This is a genomic window from Acinetobacter sp. YH01020 (assembly GCF_013420275.1).
GTDB lineage: Bacteria > Pseudomonadota > Gammaproteobacteria > Pseudomonadales > Moraxellaceae > Acinetobacter > Acinetobacter amyesii.
This window is the reverse complement of sequence record NZ_VOYN01000037.1, coordinates 17737-35170: the sequence shown is the minus strand read 5'-3', so window position 1 is coordinate 35170 and position 17434 is coordinate 17737. Positions and strand designations below refer to the sequence as shown.

The following is a 17434-nucleotide window of genomic DNA, read 5'->3' as shown; positions in this document are numbered from 1 at the left end:
TATAAAGAGTTCCTGTACCGCCATACTGTCAGCGCAGTGCGGTATCGAAAGGTGCAATCTCTAAGATTGCATGGGTCGCAAAGATTCCCCCACCATAGCTCTTAGCTTGGTGGTGGGAGTATGTCAAGACGATCTTATTGGGATGAAATTAAGGGAAAATTATGGGCAACCACTTTTGGTCGCCTAGTTATTGCATTGTATCTTGTGGTGGTGCAAGTTTAGAAGTTGTTAAAAAGTATATCGAAAACCAAAGAATACCAACTTCTAAAAAAAATGCAAAAAAATCCATGTCATTAAAAAAGAGCTAACCCGCCCTTAAAAGAGCGAGAATGCGCTCTTTATGCATGTTCAACATTGAATGATCAGGCGTTTTTAGTGTTTTTTAGAAGACAGTGGGGGAACTGGTCTAAAACAATAGCTTGGGCAGCATTAATATGCTGATGTCGTTATGAGTTGTTACCAGAGAAAATGGCTTGAACAAAACGAGAAAAACTTTGGTTTTGTGATGCAAAGAAACTTTGAGTCGGTGCAGCTTTAATAGATGTAAATACTTTTAAATTATCGTCTGTACGGCCTTTACCTTCAGATTTTTGCTGATTAATCGCTTTTTCGATCAATGAGGTACGTTCAGCAGGCATCGTAAGTTTGTTATTCGATGCGGTGCTGGTTGCAGCACACAAAGCAGTCTGTGCAGTAACGCTTAAACTTAAGCCTAGGCATAGTGCGTATGAAAATTTCATGTCCAAATCTCCCCCTAGTTTTGGTGATGGAACTTTTTATTTGCAAAATAGTTTTAATATTTAGACTACGATTTAACCATCTTTCGTAATTAAAAAGTAGAACTACGTCACAATTTTTACAAAAAAACTAAAAAAGTCTGTACTAGGATTACCTAAATAGACTGTTTTCTCCAGATTTTCGGATGTTTTAGCAAACAACTATGAAGATAGCATGGAGATCGCTTCTGATTGTTGCTGTATTAGCAGAATTAAAGCTTTAAATACGTTATTTTTAGATATCTTTAAAACAGAAATAGATTTGAATTTATATTATAGATAGCTGATTGTTAAAGTTATTTTTGATTTATATAGTGCTCTCAAGATCAATTTGAGTTTGAGCAGATGAAAAAAATAATAGCGTCGGGTATTTTCGCTTTATTGGGTGGGGTAGCAGTACAGGTATATGCCGCAAAAGATTTCTTAAATGTTTCTTATGACCCAACACGTGAGTTTTATCAGGAATATAACCAAGAATTTGGACAATATTGGAAAAAACGTACAGGACAAGAGATTAATTTTAAACAATCTCACGGTGGCTCAGGCAAACAAGCTCGTGCAGTGGCAACAGGTTTACAAGCAGACGTTGTCACTTTGGCATTGGCCAATGATATTGATGAAATTGTGGCGACCGGACAAATCAATAAAAACTGGCAAAAACAATTTCCACATAATTCTGCACCGTATACATCAACCATCGTATTTTTGGTGCGCAAAGGTAACCCGAAAAAAATTAAAGATTGGAATGACCTGACCAAACCGGGCGTTGAAATTATTACGCCAAATCCAAAAACAGGCGGCGCACCGCGTTGGATCTATTTATCAGCATGGGGATATGCTTTAAAACAACCGGGTGGCAATGATGCCAAAGCCAAAGAATTGGTGAAAAAACTCTATAGCAATGTCAAAGTTTTGGATTCTGGCGCGCGTGGTTCACTCACGACCTTTGCTGAGCGTGGTATTGGAGATGTGTTGCTGTCTTGGGAAAATGAGGCACTGTTAGCGACTCACGGCTTAGGCAAAGATAAATATGACATTGTTTATCCGTCTATTTCGATTTTAGCCGAACCTTCGGTGGCAGTAGTGGATAAAACTGTCGACAAAAATGGTAATCGAAATTTGGCGAAGGGTTATTTGAACTATCTATATTCACCTAAGGGCCAAGAGCTGGCAGGTAAATATTTCTTCCGCCCTCGCGATGCAAAAGCCACTGCAAAGTACGCTGCTCAATTCCCGAAAGTTCAAACCTTTACCATTGATAAAGTGTTTGGCGGTTGGGCTAAAGCGCAAAAAACACATTTTGTGAATGGTGCGATTTTCGATCAAATTTATAGTGAAAAGAATAAAGAGTAAGTCTGTAAATAACGTTGAGTGGTGTAAAACGGATAATTTAGATTATCCGTTTTTTGCATATGTAATGCATAAAAATCTATACATAGGGAATAAGTAGATTGTTTTTGTGTATTTTAATATGAAAAACAAACAATTAAATTCGCTGCGTTAGTTGTATCCAGCAAAGGGTCTAAACTTGCTGCAATTGCGATTTATGACTTTATTTCATATATTTAGCAGTATTGAATATAAATTTATGCTGGCTGTTATGAAAACTCAATTTAAGGCGTGGCTCAGTGCTGCGTTGCTTGCCACTGGTGTTGCTTTCTCAGCGTCTGCTCAGGCCGCTGATCGTGAATTTTTAAACGTTTCTTATGATGCAACGCGTGAATTTTATGACGAATTTAATAAGTCATTTGGTGCATATTGGAAAGAGCGTACCGGTAAAACGGTTGCATTTAAACAATCACATGGTGGTTCAGGCAAACAAGCCCGTTCCGTGGTTGATGGCTTAAAAGGTGATGTTGTGACTTTGGCGTTGGCCAATGACATCGAAGAAATTGTGAAGTCTGGTCAGATTCAACCAGGTTGGCAAAAAGAGTTTCCACATAACTCAGCGCCATATACGTCAACGATTGTCTTCATGGTGCGTAAGGGCAACCCGAAACATATTAAAGATTGGTCTGATTTAACCAAGCCGGGCGTACAAATTATTACCCCGAACCCGAAAACTGGCGGTCTCCCACGTTGGGTTTACTTGTCAGCTTGGGGTTATGCTTTGAAACAACCGGGTGGTAATGAAGCGAAAGCCAAAGATTTCGTGGGTAAAATGTACCATAACGTAAAAGTAATGGACTCTGCGGCACGTGCATCGATGACTACATTTGCAGAACGTGGTATTGGTGATGTGTTATTGACTTGGGAAAACGAAGCTTTAGTTACTCAAAAAACTTTGGGTAAAAACAAATTTGATATCGTGTATCCATCGATGTCGATTTTGACTGAGCCTTCAGTGGCGATCGTGGATAAAACTGTCGATAAAAATGGTAATAAATGGTTAGCTCAAGGCTATATCAATTATCTTTATTCTCCATTAGGTCAAGAAATGGCGGCTCGTCATTTCTATCGCCCACGTAATGCAGCAGTTTTAGCAAAATATAAATCACAGTTCCCGCCATTAAAAACATTTACTATTGATGAAGTGTTTGGTGGTTGGGCAAAAGCTCAACAAACACATTTTGTGAATGGTGCGATCTTCGATCAGATCTACAATAACAAGCGCTAATACATCGAAATCTATGATTTGAGATGTTCAAAGACCTCCTTCGGGAGGTTTTTTAATGGATGGCAAAAAATAAAAACGGTTTTCTCTATGGAAAGTAATATTTCTGTACAAAAAGACGTTTGGAGCTTTGCTAAAACAAGGTAATAATGTGCAGTTACATTTTTAGCTGTGTTGAACGAACCCTTATGTCGCATATTTCTGTATTACTTCATGAAACTGTTGATGCTTTACTGGCAGATCGCAATACAGGAATTTTCGTAGATGGCACATTTGGGCGTGGCGGTCATACACGTTTATTACTGTCTAAATTAGATGAAAATGCACGTGTTTATGCCTTTGATAAAGACCCACAAGCATTGGCCGTTGCAGCAGAATTAGAACAAGAAGATGCGCGTTTTAAAATTATTCACGCCAGTTTTGCCGATTTAAAAGAGGAACTGCGTAGTCGTGGTATCGATTTGGTCGACGGTATAATGGCGGATTTAGGGGTGTCATCTCCGCAGCTAGACCAAGCAGAGCGTGGCTTTAGCTTTATGAAAGATGGCCCACTTGATATGCGTATGGACAACTCACAAGGCCCAACAGCCGCAGAGTGGTTGGTTGATATTGAAGAAGAAGATTTGGCCAATATTATTTTTAAATATGGTGAAGAACGTTATAGCCGCCGTATTGCCAAAGCGATTAAAGCGGCAGGGTATATTGAAACCACAGCTCAATTGGCTGAAATCGTGAAAGTTGCCCACCCGAAATGGGAAAAAAATAAACATGCAGCGACACGAACTTTCCAAGCAATTCGTATTGCTATTAACAAAGAACTCGACGATATTGATATCTTCTTACCTCAAGCGGTGGATATGCTGAAACCTGAAGGCACTCTTGCAGTGATCAGTTTCCACTCTTTAGAGGATCGTTTAATTAAACAATTTATTCAAAAAGAATCTACACTTGCAGAAGACACAGGCTGGGGTTTACCACAAAAACGCGAAGATACCCGCCGCTTAAAAAAAGTGTCACGAATTAAAGCAAGTGAAGAAGAAGTTAAAGCCAATCCGCGATCTCGTAGTGCTTGGCTTCGTGTGGCAGAGCGTTTAGCTTAAAAGGCAAAGAATGAAAACCGAAGCAATCGAAAAAAACTCTGATCAATCGCAGTCGAAGAAAATCATTACATACGGCATTTTATTGCTCTTGGTTTTTGTGAGTGCGATTATGGTGGTCTTTCAAGTCTTTGAATATCGCCAAGATTATCGTCAATTGAGTACCTATATGCGTGAAAGGGATGACCTCAACGCAGAATGGGGACGTTTGCTGATCGAACAACAAACTTTCGGTGCAACAGCCCAAATTGGGACACGTGCAGTTACCCAATTACGCATGTATTCGCCTCCTATTGCACAAACCGTTGTTATTTCATTGCCACAAACTCCAGAACAGAAAAAATAGGCTGCCGGTCACATGGTTGAAAAGAGAAACAAACAAACTCCGCGTAAAAAACAGCAGTCTGTTACTGGTCGTACAGCCATTTCGGTGGAGATGTGGCGCTATCACTTGATGTGGGTAGTGGTTTTGCTGTGCTTCATTGCATTGGTGGGGCGGGCTTTTTATGTACAAATCATCAATAAAGACTTTTTACAAAATAAAGCCAATGCCAAAATTTTAAGAACTGAAACCTTAAAAGCCATGCGCGGTGTAATCTATGATCGTCATGGTGTGCCTTTAGCGATTAGTACCCCGATCATGAAAATCGTGATCGATCCACGTGATTATTTTGACAATAAAAAACTCTTTGAAGAAACCACGGCTGAATTGGCTAAAGATCCAAACAATCGTAAACTAAAACGTCAATTACCCGATAAAAATCTAAGCTTAGATGAACTTGCCGATGCTGTCGGGATGGATCGTGCTGAACTGAAACGCAAAATGAATGAGCGTCCACGTTCACGTTATTTGGTTTTAAAGAAAGAAGTACCGCCGCAACAAGCTGAATTGATCATGAAACGTGACTTTCAGGGCGTATATACTGAGAAAAACTATAAGCGCTACTATCCACAGCCTCAGCCAAACTCACAAATTATTGGCTTAACCAATAGTGAGGGTATGGGTATTGAAGGCTTGGAAATGCAGCTGAATGAACGTCTTTCAGGTGTCGATGGTGCGCAGCAAATTGTCCGTGATAAAAAGGGCAACCGCGTTAAAGACCCTGAGATCGTGAAAGAAGTCGAGTCGGGCGAAAATATCACGCTCAGTATCGATTCACGTTTGCAATACATCATGTACCGTGAGTTGACCGCTGCAGGCGTGGCCAATAATGCTCGTTCTGCAACTGCGATTGCCGTGGATGTTAAAACGGGTGAAATTTTGGCGATGACCTCTTGGCCGTCGTACAACCCGAACGATAAAAAAGGCGTTTTAAATAAAGATGCCATGCGTAACCGTGGTGCGATTGACTCTTTTGAGCCAGGTTCAACCATGAAGCCAATGACCGTGGCAATGGCGTTGGAAAGCGGCAAATACACGGCAAATACAGTTGTAAATACCACACCGGGTTCTATGCGCGTTGGGAATCATACTATTCGAGATACGCATAACTATGGTCCTTTGACTTTGGGCGGCATTATTCAAAAATCGTCTAACGTTGGTGTGGCAAAAATCGCTTTATCTCTCCCTTATGAAACATTGCCGACCTTCTATCAACGTCTTGGCTTTGGTCAACGTTCAGCGGTGAAATTCCCCGGTGAAAGTGCTGGTCTGATTTTACCAAAGAGCAAATGGAATGTGTCTGAAGTAGCGACTATGGCTTATGGTTATGGTTTGAACGCTACAGTACTCCAACTGGCGGATGCTTATGCCATGATTGCCAATAAGGGCGTCAAAATGCCACTGAGCTTGTATAAGCTTGAGGAACAGCCGAAAGGTGAGCAGATTATTGACGCTAAAATTGCCGATCAAGTGCTTTTAATGATGGAAGCAGTGACCTTGCCGGGTGGTACGGCACGTCAAGCCAATATTCCGGGTTATCGCGTGGCGGGTAAAACTGGTACAGCACATAAATTACGTGCAGACCGTAAAGGCTATTCGACTTCAGAATATCGAGCACTCTTTGCCGGTGTTGCACCAGTGAGTGATCCACGTTTGGCCATGATTGTTGTAGTGGAAAACCCGACAGGTCAGTATTACGGTGGTCTGGTGGCTGCACCAGTTTTCGCTCGTGTAATGCAAGAATCTTTACGTTTAATGAACGTACCATTAGATAAACCTTTAGACACTCCTAAGATCCAGTAATAGGTGATGAATGAAAATTACGTTTCAAGATCTATACACCGTTGAACAGCCGGCAGAATGGATGTTGCAATCCTTTCAGGGCTTCAATCTGGATAGTCGCAAAGTTACAGCAGGGCAAATATTTATTGCCCTGACTTCGTTTTCGCAACCTGAAAAAACAGCACAATTTGCAGGTGCAGCGTTAGAAAATGGTGCGTTGGCAGTCATTTCAGAAACTGATTTGGGCTTGGATCAAAGTGCTGTGATTGCGGATGTGCGTCAATTGATGGGGCAGTGGCAAAAGCAATATCTACAGGCGACTCAACCAGCTCAAGCTGCACGGATTTTGGCTGTGACGGGTACCAATGGTAAAACCACGATCTCACGCTTAATCGCTGAATTACTTATGCTGCAAGGCAAAAAATGTGCAGTGATGGGAACCACTGGAAACGGGATTTTACCGAATTTAGAAGCCTCATCTCACACTACTTTAGATGCGTTACATATGCAAAATGCATTGCATGCCTATGCGCTTGAGGGTGCAGAGTTTGCTGCCATAGAGGCAAGTTCGCACGGATTAGAACAAGGTCGATTAAATGGCTGTGCAATTGAAATTGCCGCATATAGCAATTTAAGTCGTGATCATTTGGATTATCATAAAACCCTTGAAGCCTATGCTGAAGCGAAATCACGTTTGTTTCAGTTTCCATCGCTCAAAGTTGCAGTCATCAATCTCGATGATGAACATGCAGAAGTGATGCTGAATGCCGCATGCCAAAATCCGGCTCAGCCTAAAATTTTGACCTATTCAACGCGTCAGGCTGCGGATTATCAAGTGACGGATATTCAATACAGCTTAACAGGCGCGCAATTTAAATTGCGTACTGGTCAAGCGGAATTTGTGGTGCAAAGTTCATTATTGGGGCACTTCAATATTGAAAATATTGTGGCGAGCTTAATTTCAGCGGAACAAGCAGGTTTTGACTTATCTGCCTTGATCGCAACTGCGCCTGAGTTAAAAGGTGCGCCGGGTCGTATGCAAGTGATCCGTGATGATGAACGCTTGTTTGTGGTGGATTATGCACATACACCAGATGCCTTGATTCAAGTGTTACAGACCTTAAAACGTCATGTATCGCAACAGCTATGGGCGGTGTTTGGCTGTGGTGGTGATCGTGACCGTGGTAAGCGTCCATTGATGACACAAGCGGCATTAAACCATGCAGATATTGCGTTGATTACCTCAGATAATCCACGTACTGAAAACCCAGAACAAATTTTTGCAGATATGAAGGCTGGTATTGATTTCACTGGAAAAACTATCCATGAAATCCATGACCGCCGTGAAGCGATTAAATTCGCAGTCAACCATGCGCAAGCGGGTGATATTGTGGTGATTGCTGGTAAAGGCCATGAAAACTATCAAGAAATTGATGGAGTTCGACATTGGTTTGATGATGTGGTGGAAGTGAAATCAGCGATTGATTCACAGCATCACAACACTGACTCGGCTTATCCAGCGCAATAGGAAACAGATATGCATACTTCAACGACCAGTACGGTTCCGTTAGAACCATGGACTGCCGAACAGTTGGTTCAAGCGACACAAGGTCACTGGCATAATAATCAAGCGCCGACAGGTCCTGTGAAACGAATTTTGACCGATTCACGTCATGCAGAGCAAGGTGACGTTTTTCTTGCCCTGAAAGGTGAACGCTTTGATGCGCATGACTTCCTTGCTCAAGTGGCTGAAAAGGGTTGTGAAATTGCCATTGTCAGTCATCCGGTCGATGTGGATATTTGTCAGTTGGTGGTTGCAGATACACGTATGGCGCTTGGACATTTGGGTGCATTTCGTCGTGCCCAAAACCCAGCTTTAAAAGTCATTGCCTTGACAGGAAGCAGTGGTAAAACCACAACCAAAGAGATGCTCGGGAGTATCCTTTCTCGTCTTGCACCAACGTTAATCACGCGCGGTAATTTAAATAATGACCTTGGCGTACCGATGATGTTACTTGAGTTACGTCCAGAACATCAGTATGCCGTGATGGAGCTTGGTGCTAGTCATAAAGGTGAAATTGATTACACCTCAAATTTGGTACAGCCTCAGGTTGCCGGTATTTTAAATATTGGTACCGCTCATATGGGTGAGTTTGGTGGACGTGATGGCATCTGTCGTGCCAAGTCTGAAATTTATGTACATATAGCGAAAACAGGAACTTCGATTGTCCCTGCGGCAGATGATTTTACAGATGTCATTCGTCAAGCGGTGCAAACTGAGCAAGTAATGAGTTTTGGTCAGGGCGGGGATGTCTTTGCGACTGAGACTGAACTTCAGGCTCAATCTTCACGTTTCATCTTAAATACGCCACAAGGTGCACGCCCTGTTCAACTGCCATTTGCTGGTGAACATAATGTGCAAAATGCCACTGCAGCCGCAGCTTTCGCGTTGTCGATTGGTGTGAGTTTAGATGACATCGTTGTGGGTCTTGAACATGCAACTGGTGCCAAAGGTCGTCTAAACTTTATTCAACATAAAGATTATCTGTTTATTGATGATACCTACAATGCAAATCCAACCTCAATGCGTGCTGCTGCTGATGTACTTGCGCAGCAAGATGGCATCAAAGTCATGGTTATTGGGGATATTGGTGAGTTAGGTTCATCTGCTGCACAGCAGCACTACATGTTGGGACGTGACCTTGTGTCACATTCTGGTCTTCAATTTGTTGTTGCTGTGGGTGAGTTTTCACCTGCCGTGCAAGAAGGCGCGCGCAGTACCCAATATGGTAAAAAATTACAGGCCTTTCTATCTCAAGAACAGGCCTTACCGTTATTAATTAGTCTAGTCAAAACACATCAGCCTCAGTCCATGAGTTTTCTGTTTAAAGGTTCTCGTTATACCCACATGGAAACTTTGATGGCTGAATTGATGGAGAAACTTTAATGCTGTTATGGTTATTTGAGCAGCTTGCGGGTTATCACAGCTCGTTTCAGGTTGTTCGTTATTTAACGCTTCGTTCGCTACTCAGTGTCTTAACGGCATTGGCCATTGGTCTGTTACTTGGACCTGTGATGATTCGCAAATTGCAAGCTCTCAAATATGGTCAGGCAGTCAGTTCATTTGCACCTGAAAATCATGCCAAAAAAATGGGCACACCAACTATGGGTGGTGTGTTGATTTTACTGTCTATTGGGATTTCAACCTTACTTTGGGCCGATCTTTCAAACCCTTATGTATGGATTGTACTTGGGGTGATGGTGATCTTTGGTGCTGTTGGCTGGGCAGATGACTGGATTAAAATCCGTTATAAAGATAATGCGGGTCTGCCTGCGAAGAAGAAATTCTTTTGGACTTCGGTGGCATCGTTAGGCGCCGGTATTGCGCTCTATGTGATTGCGACACAGCAAGCAAACCCTGTAAATACATCAAATATGTTGGATTTGCTGATTCCATTCTTTAAAGAAATTAGCATTCCGTTATCCATTATTCCACTCGGTATTGGCTTTATTGTCTTTACTTATTTGGTGATTAACGGCGCATCTAATGCTGTGAATTTAACAGATGGTTTGGATGGTCTGGCGATTATGCCAATCGTTCTGGTTGCCGCAGGTTTAGGCGTATTTGCTTATCTGGCTGGTGATGTTCGTTTTGCTGATTATTTACATATTCCTTATGTGAAATACGCATCTGAACTTGTCGTGATCTGTGCGGCAATGATCGGTGCTGGCTTAGCATTCTTATGGTTTAACGCGCATCCTGCTCAAGTCTTTATGGGTGATGTCGGTGCTTTATCTCTAGGTGCGATGCTCGGTACGATTGCAGTCATGGTTCGTCAAGAAATCGTTTTTGCCATTATGGGTGGTGTCTTCGTGGTTGAAGCTATTTCTGTCTTCTTGCAAATTGGCTCGCTGCGTATGCGGAACAAGCGTGTATTCTTAATGGCACCGCTGCACCATCACTATGAGAAAAAGGGATGGCGTGAAACTCAGGTGGTGATTCGTTTCTGGATTATTACAATTATGCTGGTAGTTTTGGGTCTAATGACTTTAAAATTACGTTAAGCAAATAAATAAACGAAACCGGCATTTGCTCCCACAGATGCCGGTTTTTTTATTTCAAAATATAGTGGAGTAAATGATGAACCTGTTGATGTGTCCTGTATGCCGTGAAGCATTAAAACTCACAGAGCGGACATGGCGCTGTGAAAATAATCATAGCTATGATGTTGCAAAACAAGGCTATGTCAATTTACATGTGGTTCAACATAAACACAGTAAAAACCCAGGCGATACGCCTGAATCTGTACAGGCGCGCCGTGCGTTTTTGAGTGCAGGTCACTATGCACCTTTGCAACAGGCAGTGGTGGCTATGATTCAAAAATTACGGGTTGAAAACTTGTTGGATATTGGCTGTGGTGAAGGCTATTACACCGATGCGATGCAAGCTGAAGTTTTACAGTGTGTGGGTGTTGATATTGCTAAAAATGCAGTACAAGTGGCCGCTAAACTGAATAAAGAGGTGACTTGGGTGGTAGGGACAGGGGCAACCTTGCCTGTGTTAGACCATTCGATTGATCTATGTACGAGTTTATTTAGTCCTATTCCTAAAGAAGAAATCCTTCGTGTTTTAAAGCCTGAGGGGCACTTGATGGTGGTCACACCTGCGCCAGAGCATCTTTATGCAATGCGTGAAGCCTTATTTGAAGAAGTAAAACCCCATGAACCGCATAAATTTGTGGAACAACTGGCGAATGATTTTGAATTGGAAAGTGAACAAGTGGTTCAAGCGAAAATGTCACTTTCTCAGCAGGATCTCAAAAACTTAGTTGCAATGACGCCTTATGCTTATAAAGTGAAAGCTGAGCGTCGAGAAGCTCTAGAAAAAAATGAACAATTTGAGTTGCAAGCGCAGTATCAAATTTATCTCTTTAAAAAGAAATAATGTATTTGAAGTGAAAAAAAAGCCCTCATTTGAGGGCTTTTTTTATGCAGTATTTACTGAACTTGATCGATGAGATGATCAAGTGCGTCCGTTTTATGCTCTGCACCTTGTGGTTTAGGCTGCATCGGCGGAGGCGCAGTTCGAGTCGGTGCAAGATTGGTTTCAGTAGACCCAGGAAGGTCGTCAAAATCATTTTGCGAAGCCTGCGGCTTCGGTGCAACAGGAGCAGGACGATAAAGCGGTTGAGCCATTGGTGGCGTTGCTGCACGATCTTGTTCAGGTTGACCTTGAGTCGCTTTAGCCGAATTACGGTTGATTGGATTCTTGGCATGGGTGTCTAAACGCACCCAAGCTTCAGGTGTGCCTTTAAGTGATTTCGCCATAAAATCTGACCAAATAGGCAATGCTGCAACACCACCATATTCACGGCGACCTAAAGTAGAGGGTTGGTCAAAACCGACCCAAGCCACAGTGACCAATTTTCCATTAAATCCAGCAAACCACGCGTCTTTTGCATCATTGGTTGTACCGGTTTTACCGCCTAAATCACCGCGACCAATTTTTAAAGCCGCACGACCTGTACCGTGTTGGATCACGTCACGCAAGATGTTCGCCATATCAAAGGCTGAACTTGACTTCAAAATCCGCTGAGCTTGTTTATAGTTTGCTGCTTCAGTATCGGAAATTTTTGATTCAGCGGGCTTGTTATCCTGATTGGTGACTTCAATCACTTCATCATCCGGCGTGGTCGGATCTGCAGATTCAACTTCGTCCTTTTGATTGATACATTGAATACATGCATATTCAGGATTGGCTTGATAAATGACTTTGCCATAAGCATCTTCAATACGGCTAATAAAATGGGGTTGAATACGATATCCACCGTTGGCAAAAGTCGCATAACCTGTCGCCATTTGAATCGGCAACACCTGTGGGGTACCTAAAGCAATGGTGTAGTTACGTGGAATTTGGTTTTCTTGTAAGCCAAAATCCATAAATAATTGGCGAGTACGTTCAATCCCGACGACTTGTAATAAGCGTACTGAAACTGTGTTACGTGATAAATAGAGGGCACGGCGTAGAGGTATCATCCCTAAATAGCGACCGTCAGAGTTTTTAGGCGTCCACTTGCCAATCGTAATTGGATTGTCATTGACCATGGAATACGGAGTCATGCCACGTTCAAGTGCTAAAGCATAAACAAAGGGTTTAATGGTTGAACCCGGCTGACGCCAGCCTTGTAGAGCACGGTTAAATTTAGATTGATAAAAATTATAACCACCCACAATGGCTTCAATACCACCATTATTGGGATTAAGTGCAATTAATTGACCTTGCGCTTTGGGAATTTGCACCAAAGCCCATGAGCTTTTGTCCGCATTCGGACGTAGGCGAATAATATCTTTTACTTTTACAATTTGAGAGGCTTTGCTAGGCGCATTGCCTACACTATTGGCATTGCGATAGGGGCGTGCCCAAGATAAACCTGACCATGGAACTGTCACACTACTGCCGTCTTGCATCAACACTTCGATACTGGTGTTGTTGACTTTGGTTACTTCGGCAGGGTATGTGTTGGCATATGGAATAAAGTTTTTTAAGGGTTCATCATGTGCTTCTGCACCACGCCAACCATGTCGTCTATCGTAAGCTTCGAGACCCTCTTGTACAGCCTGCTCAGCATAGGCTTGGCGTTGGCTGTTGATAGTGGTGTAGACTTTATAGCCAGAATCCGTCGCTTGTTCACCAAACTTTTCTACGAGCTCAGAGCGAACCATTTCCCCGACGTAGGGGAATTTGTTGCTGACCCCGCGGTCAGGCATATCGAGATTAATCGGTTCAGCAATCGCTTTTTGATATTCAGATTGATTGATATACCCCAATTGCAACATACGGCCTAAAATCCAATTACGACGCTCTAAAGCACGTTTTGGGTTGGCTACAGGATTGTATTTTGAAGGTGCTTTAGGTAAGCCTGAAATCATTGCCATTTGAGCCAAACTTAAATCTTGCAGGCTCTTGTTATAATAAATTTTTGCTGCTGCTGCGATCCCGTAGGCATTTTTTCCTAAAAAGATTTTGTTGACATATAGCGTTAAAATTTCTTCTTTACTTAGATTTTGTTCAATTTTTCGAGCAAGGAAAACTTCGGTCAGTTTACGTTTTAGCGTACGTTCTGGAGTCAGATAATAGTTTTTTGCAACCTGCATGGTAATGGTTGAACCACCGGTTTGCACATCGGAACCGGTAATACTTTCACTGACAGCACGCCCCAATCCTTTGAAACTAATACCGCTGTGTTCAAAAAATGAAGAATCTTCCGCAGCTAAAAAGCCATGAATGAAATGAGACGGGATTTGGTCGTACTCTACAGGGACCGAAAGTTTGCCACCGTATTCTGCAATCAGCTCATTATCAGCACTATAAACCTGCAATGGTTTTAATAATGGAGCCTTTTTTAAGATGGACATTTCAGGCAAAGACGGGGCAATATAGAGATACATGCCATAGAAACCCATTGGAATTGCGACCAAAATAATAATAATGGCCAAAAAAAATGGATGAACAAGGCCTGAACAAGATAGCTTTTTCATAACAAGTAAGTTTTAATAAGAGCTAATGGCAAACTAATTGGTGGTCAGTATATCCTTTCGATATACGGATTGTTAGATGAGTTATTGTATCTGTATAAAATTATAGACCAATGCTAATTAGTGGGTTAATTTTTTTGGGGATAAAAAAATAATAGGAATTATATTGTGCTCAGGTTATATCGTAAGCCAAATAAGGGGTTAATAGGAGTAGATATTAGTTCGACTTCTGTTAAGGTTTTGGAACTTTCTGTAAAGAGTGGGCGGTATTGGGTAGAAAGCTATGCTTTGGTGCCATTACCAGAAGGAAGTGTTGTTGAAAAGAACATATTGAATCCGGAAGCTGTCGGTGACTGTTTAGAGCGCGCAATTAATTTGGCCAATACGCAGACCACTAATGCAGCTTTGGCGGTTCCAACGTCGATGGTGATTACAAAAATCATCGAAATGGACGCAGATATGAACGATGATGAACGTGAAATTCAGATTCGTGATGATGCTGAGCAATATATTCCGTTCCCACTTGATGAAGCGAGCCTTGATTTTGAGGTCTTGCCAGATCGTCTATCCAATCCAAATCGTGTCAATGTTCTACTTGTCGCTACGCGTATTGAAAATGTCGAAGCGCGTGCGGAAGTTATTCAGCTTGCGGGTCTGACACCAAAAATTGGCGATGTAGAAAGCTTTGCAATTGAAAATGCATTTAAAGTTTTCTCAGATACTTTGCCAATGGGTGTAAATACCGTGGGTATTTTAGATATTGGTCATAGTATGACGACCTTATCTGTTATGCAGAATAACAAAGTGATTTATACCCGTGAGCAAGTGTTTGGTGGCAAACAATTGACACAGGAAATTCAAAATCGCTATGCATTGTCTTTCGAAGAAGCGGGTCGTGCGAAAAAAACACGTGCCTTGCCAGATGATTATGATGTTGAAGTCTTAGAACCCTTCTTAGAAGCAGTCGTTCAACAAGCAGCGCGTTCTTTACAGTTCTTCTTCTCATCTTCACAGTTCAACGAAATTGACCATATTTTATTGGCAGGGGGGAATGCCAATATTCCGGGCCTTGCAAAACTACTTCAACAAAAATTGGGTTACCGCGTCACGATTGCCAATCCATTCTTACAAATGGGTTTTTCACCTCAAATTGATATTAAAAAAATTGAAAATGATGCCTCATCACTCATGGTGGCATGCGGTCTAGCATTGAGGAGTTTTGATTAATGGCAAAAATTAACTTGCTCCCTTGGCGTGATGAGCTAAGAGAGAAACGAAAAAAAGAATTTATTGCACTTTGTATTGGGGCTTTCTTAATTGGGGTAATTGGGGTTGGTTTAACATGGTTGTACTTTGATCACAAATTAAAAGATCAAGAACAAGCGAACCAATTGATTATCAGTCATAACCAAAATTTAGATGTTCAATTAAAGTCTTTGGACGGTTTGCAAGAACAGCGTAATGCCATTATTGAACGCATGAAGTTGATTCAAGGCTTACAAGGTCAACGTCCAATCGCAGTACATCTTGTAGATGAATTGGTTCGTGTGACACCTGCCAATATGTACATCACAAAATTTGAGCGTAATGGCGACAAATTTATGATCGAAGGGCGTGCGGAAAGTCCAAATACTGTTGCCGATTTACTGCGTAATTTGGAAGCATCACCTTGGTATCGTAATGCCTTCATGAGCTCATTCCTTGTGGCGGAAGAGAAAAAAGACAAAGCGCCGACGTCAGTGGTTCCTCGCGTAGAAGAATCTTATGGTGCATTTACTGTGACTGCTGATTTGGAGCAAATTGCGCAGCCGACCATTAATGATCCAGCAGCAAATGCAGGACAGTCAGCTTCATCGGCGCAAACATCTGACGCACAAACTGCAGCAACACCAACTCCGGAGGCTGCAAAATGAGTCGTGATGAATTTGAACAATTGAATCAAGATGCTGTTGTCATTCCGAAAAAGAAAATGACTTTTGATAAGTTTGTACAGCAGTTCAATACCTTAGATCCGAATAACTATGGTAGTTGGCCAATTTCAGTCAAAATTACCTGCTGGATTTTTATCATTATCCTTGTGGCAATTTTGGGCTATTTCTTGGCGATTAAAGGCAAGATTCAAGCTATTTCAAGTGCCAATGCACAAGAACAAAATTTGTTAAATGAGTTTCGTGAAAAAGATTCAAAACTACGTAATTTGCAACAATATCAATTGCAGTTGCAGGATATGGAAGCACGTTTTAATCAACAGTTAGAACAATTGCCGAAAGAAACTGAAATTCCAGGTTTAGTTGAAGATATCAACTTAACAGGCGTGAATTCTGGATTGAAATTTAAAATTATTCGTCTTGAGCCTGAAGTGAAGCAAGAGTTCTTTACGGAACAGCCGATTCATATTGAGGCAACAGGTGATTACCACGCCTTTGGTTCATTTGTAAGTGGTATTGCTGGGCTTTCACGGATTGTGACTTTGCATAATTTAACGATTACAGCAACTGAAAATAAAGAAAAGAACTCAGATATTCCAAAAATTGACTATGTGATTTCTGCAAAAACATATCGTTATGAAGGGAATGCTGAACAGTCATCTAATGTTGGGGCAAATAGCACGGATGGGAAAGGCGCTCAGGATAGTAAAAATAAATCTATGAATAATTCAAAGAAAAGTAAGAGGGCTAAGTAATGAAAATAACTAAGTTTACATTTGCTTCTCTTGCTGTTTTCTTTTTAGCAGGTTGTGAATCACGTATTGATGTAGTCAATCAAGAGATGGCAAATATACGCAATCAAGCTCCACTAGCGATTGAACCTGCGCCAGATTTTGTACCTGTCGAAACTTTTAATTATGCGGCGCACTCTTTAAAAAGTCCGTTCTTGCCAAGTTCATTGGCAGCAGAACTTAAAATCATGGCAGGCAAGCGTGTTTATCCAAACTTGAGTCGTCAGCCTCAACCTTTGGAGAGTTATGCACTCGAAACCCTGAATATGAAGGGTAGTATGCGTAACCAATCTGGGCAAATATTAGCCTTGATTCAGACACCTGATGGTGAAGTTGAGCGTATTCAACGTGGAAGTTATATGGGGCTCAATCATGGTCGAGTGGTAAATATTACCCCGACTCAAATTGATTTGATTGAGATTATTCCGGATGGGCGAGAAGGATATGTAGAGCGTCCTAGAAGTCTCATATTAATTGGACCAGCACCTTAAGCTTAAAGGAATAAAAATGAAGAATAGTGTACAAGAT

At 41.7% G+C, this 17434-nt stretch carries 15 protein-coding genes and 1 pseudogene; 14 read left to right on the top strand and 2 right to left on the bottom strand.

Features of this window, described 5'->3' with window-relative positions; all coding sequences use genetic code 11:
* Window positions 1-176: 176 nt before the first annotated feature.
* A pseudogene (locus FTT85_RS13270) lies at window positions 177-308 on the top strand (transposase); the annotation flags it as partial.
* Between the two features lie 138 nt (window positions 309-446).
* On the opposite strand, the gene FTT85_RS13265 reads toward FTT85_RS13270, so the two are convergent.
* The gene (locus tag FTT85_RS13265) at window positions 447-740 is read right to left on the bottom strand and encodes a hypothetical protein (RefSeq protein WP_180039355.1); all 294 of its coding nucleotides are present in this window, start codon (window positions 738-740) and stop codon (window positions 447-449) included.
* 381 nt (window positions 741-1121) lie between these two features.
* Between FTT85_RS13265 and FTT85_RS13260 the strand changes: the two genes are divergently transcribed.
* The 9 genes from FTT85_RS13260 to FTT85_RS13220 all read left to right on the top strand — a co-directional run bounded on the left by FTT85_RS13260 (window position 1122) and on the right by FTT85_RS13220 (window position 11596).
* Window positions 1122-2129, top strand: a complete 1008-nt coding sequence (locus FTT85_RS13260) for a sulfate ABC transporter substrate-binding protein (protein ID WP_180183748.1) — start codon at window positions 1122-1124, stop codon at window positions 2127-2129.
* Window positions 2130-2376: 247 nt separating this feature from the next.
* Entirely contained in the window at window positions 2377-3393 is a 1017-nt protein-coding gene (locus FTT85_RS13255) for a sulfate ABC transporter substrate-binding protein (protein WP_078189545.1), read from the top strand.
* A gap of 185 nt (window positions 3394-3578) precedes the next feature.
* Window positions 3579-4490: a 16S rRNA (cytosine(1402)-N(4))-methyltransferase RsmH gene (gene rsmH, locus FTT85_RS13250; protein ID WP_180008673.1), complete on the top strand. Its 912-nt coding sequence runs from the start codon at window positions 3579-3581 to the stop codon at window positions 4488-4490.
* 10 nt (window positions 4491-4500) lie between these two features.
* Window positions 4501-4833, top strand: a complete 333-nt coding sequence (ftsL, locus tag FTT85_RS13245) for a cell division protein FtsL (protein ID WP_078189390.1) — start codon at window positions 4501-4503, stop codon at window positions 4831-4833.
* 12 nt (window positions 4834-4845) lie between these two features.
* Window positions 4846-6672, top strand: coding sequence for a penicillin-binding protein PBP3 (gene ftsI, locus FTT85_RS13240; protein ID WP_180183747.1), 1827 nt, complete (start codon window positions 4846-4848; stop codon window positions 6670-6672).
* 10 nt (window positions 6673-6682) lie between these two features.
* Entirely contained in the window at window positions 6683-8179 is a 1497-nt protein-coding gene (locus FTT85_RS13235; protein ID WP_180183746.1) for a UDP-N-acetylmuramoyl-L-alanyl-D-glutamate--2,6-diaminopimelate ligase, read from the top strand.
* Window positions 8180-8188: 9 nt separating this feature from the next.
* A complete protein-coding gene (gene murF, locus FTT85_RS13230; protein ID WP_180183745.1) occupies window positions 8189-9598 on the top strand; it encodes a UDP-N-acetylmuramoyl-tripeptide--D-alanyl-D-alanine ligase in 1410 nt (469 codons plus the stop codon).
* Complete coding sequence (gene mraY / locus FTT85_RS13225; RefSeq protein WP_180004795.1) at window positions 9598-10716, top strand: phospho-N-acetylmuramoyl-pentapeptide-transferase; 1119 nt, start codon at window positions 9598-9600, stop codon at window positions 10714-10716. The genes murF and mraY overlap by 1 nt, the downstream gene beginning before the upstream one ends.
* Window positions 10717-10792: 76 nt before the next feature.
* Entirely contained in the window at window positions 10793-11596 is an 804-nt protein-coding gene (locus tag FTT85_RS13220) for a putative RNA methyltransferase (protein ID WP_180183744.1), read from the top strand.
* A 53-nt stretch (window positions 11597-11649) separates the two neighbouring features.
* Here the strand turns inward: FTT85_RS13220 and ponA are convergent, their stop codons facing one another.
* Window positions 11650-14190 carry a penicillin-binding protein PBP1a gene (gene ponA / locus FTT85_RS13215; RefSeq protein WP_078189384.1) on the bottom strand — a complete coding sequence of 847 codons (2541 nt, stop codon included), beginning with the start codon at window positions 14188-14190 and terminating at the stop codon, window positions 11650-11652.
* A 165-nt stretch (window positions 14191-14355) separates the two neighbouring features.
* On the opposite strand from ponA, the gene FTT85_RS13210 reads away from it, so the two are divergent.
* From FTT85_RS13210 to FTT85_RS13195, 4 genes are read left to right on the top strand one after another with little or no spacing between them, the layout of a single operon-like run.
* Window positions 14356-15414: a pilus assembly protein PilM gene (locus FTT85_RS13210; protein ID WP_078189383.1), complete on the top strand. Its 1059-nt coding sequence runs from the start codon at window positions 14356-14358 to the stop codon at window positions 15412-15414.
* Window positions 15414-16100, top strand: a complete 687-nt coding sequence (locus FTT85_RS13205; RefSeq protein WP_078189382.1) for a PilN domain-containing protein — start codon at window positions 15414-15416, stop codon at window positions 16098-16100. Before FTT85_RS13210 ends, FTT85_RS13205 begins: the two co-directional genes overlap by 1 nt.
* A complete protein-coding gene (locus FTT85_RS13200; RefSeq protein ID WP_180183743.1) occupies window positions 16097-16870 on the top strand; it encodes a type 4a pilus biogenesis protein PilO in 774 nt (257 codons plus the stop codon). Before FTT85_RS13205 ends, FTT85_RS13200 begins: the two co-directional genes overlap by 4 nt.
* The gene (locus tag FTT85_RS13195) at window positions 16870-17397 is read left to right on the top strand and encodes a pilus assembly protein PilP (RefSeq protein ID WP_111884140.1); all 528 of its coding nucleotides are present in this window, start codon (window positions 16870-16872) and stop codon (window positions 17395-17397) included. The genes FTT85_RS13200 and FTT85_RS13195 overlap by 1 nt, the downstream gene beginning before the upstream one ends.
* Window positions 17398-17434 lie beyond the last annotated feature (37 nt).

Bases quoted from the DNA above. Each gene is read 5' to 3' on its own strand.
- rsmH (WP_180008673.1), top strand. From the start codon at position 3,579: ATGTCGCATATTTCTGTATTACTTCATGAAACTGTTGATGCTTTACTG.
- ftsL (WP_078189390.1), top strand. From the start codon at position 4,501: ATGAAAACCGAAGCAATCGAAAAAAACTCTGATCAATCGCAGTCGAAG.
- FTT85_RS13255 (WP_078189545.1), top strand. From the start codon at position 2,377: ATGAAAACTCAATTTAAGGCGTGGCTCAGTGCTGCGTTGCTTGCCACT.
- murF (WP_180183745.1), top strand. From the start codon at position 8,189: ATGCATACTTCAACGACCAGTACGGTTCCGTTAGAACCATGGACTGCC.
- FTT85_RS13205 (WP_078189382.1), top strand. From the start codon at position 15,414: ATGGCAAAAATTAACTTGCTCCCTTGGCGTGATGAGCTAAGAGAGAAA.
- ponA (WP_078189384.1), bottom strand. From the start codon at position 14,190: ATGAAAAAGCTATCTTGTTCAGGCCTTGTTCATCCATTTTTTTTGGCC.
- FTT85_RS13220 (WP_180183744.1), top strand. From the start codon at position 10,793: ATGAACCTGTTGATGTGTCCTGTATGCCGTGAAGCATTAAAACTCACA.
- FTT85_RS13260 (WP_180183748.1), top strand. From the start codon at position 1,122: ATGAAAAAAATAATAGCGTCGGGTATTTTCGCTTTATTGGGTGGGGTA.
- FTT85_RS13265 (WP_180039355.1), bottom strand. From the start codon at position 740: ATGAAATTTTCATACGCACTATGCCTAGGCTTAAGTTTAAGCGTTACT.
- FTT85_RS13235 (WP_180183746.1), top strand. From the start codon at position 6,683: ATGAAAATTACGTTTCAAGATCTATACACCGTTGAACAGCCGGCAGAA.
- mraY (WP_180004795.1), top strand. From the start codon at position 9,598: ATGCTGTTATGGTTATTTGAGCAGCTTGCGGGTTATCACAGCTCGTTT.
- FTT85_RS13195 (WP_111884140.1), top strand. From the start codon at position 16,870: ATGAAAATAACTAAGTTTACATTTGCTTCTCTTGCTGTTTTCTTTTTA.
- ftsI (WP_180183747.1), top strand. From the start codon at position 4,846: ATGGTTGAAAAGAGAAACAAACAAACTCCGCGTAAAAAACAGCAGTCT.
- FTT85_RS13200 (WP_180183743.1), top strand. From the start codon at position 16,097: ATGAGTCGTGATGAATTTGAACAATTGAATCAAGATGCTGTTGTCATT.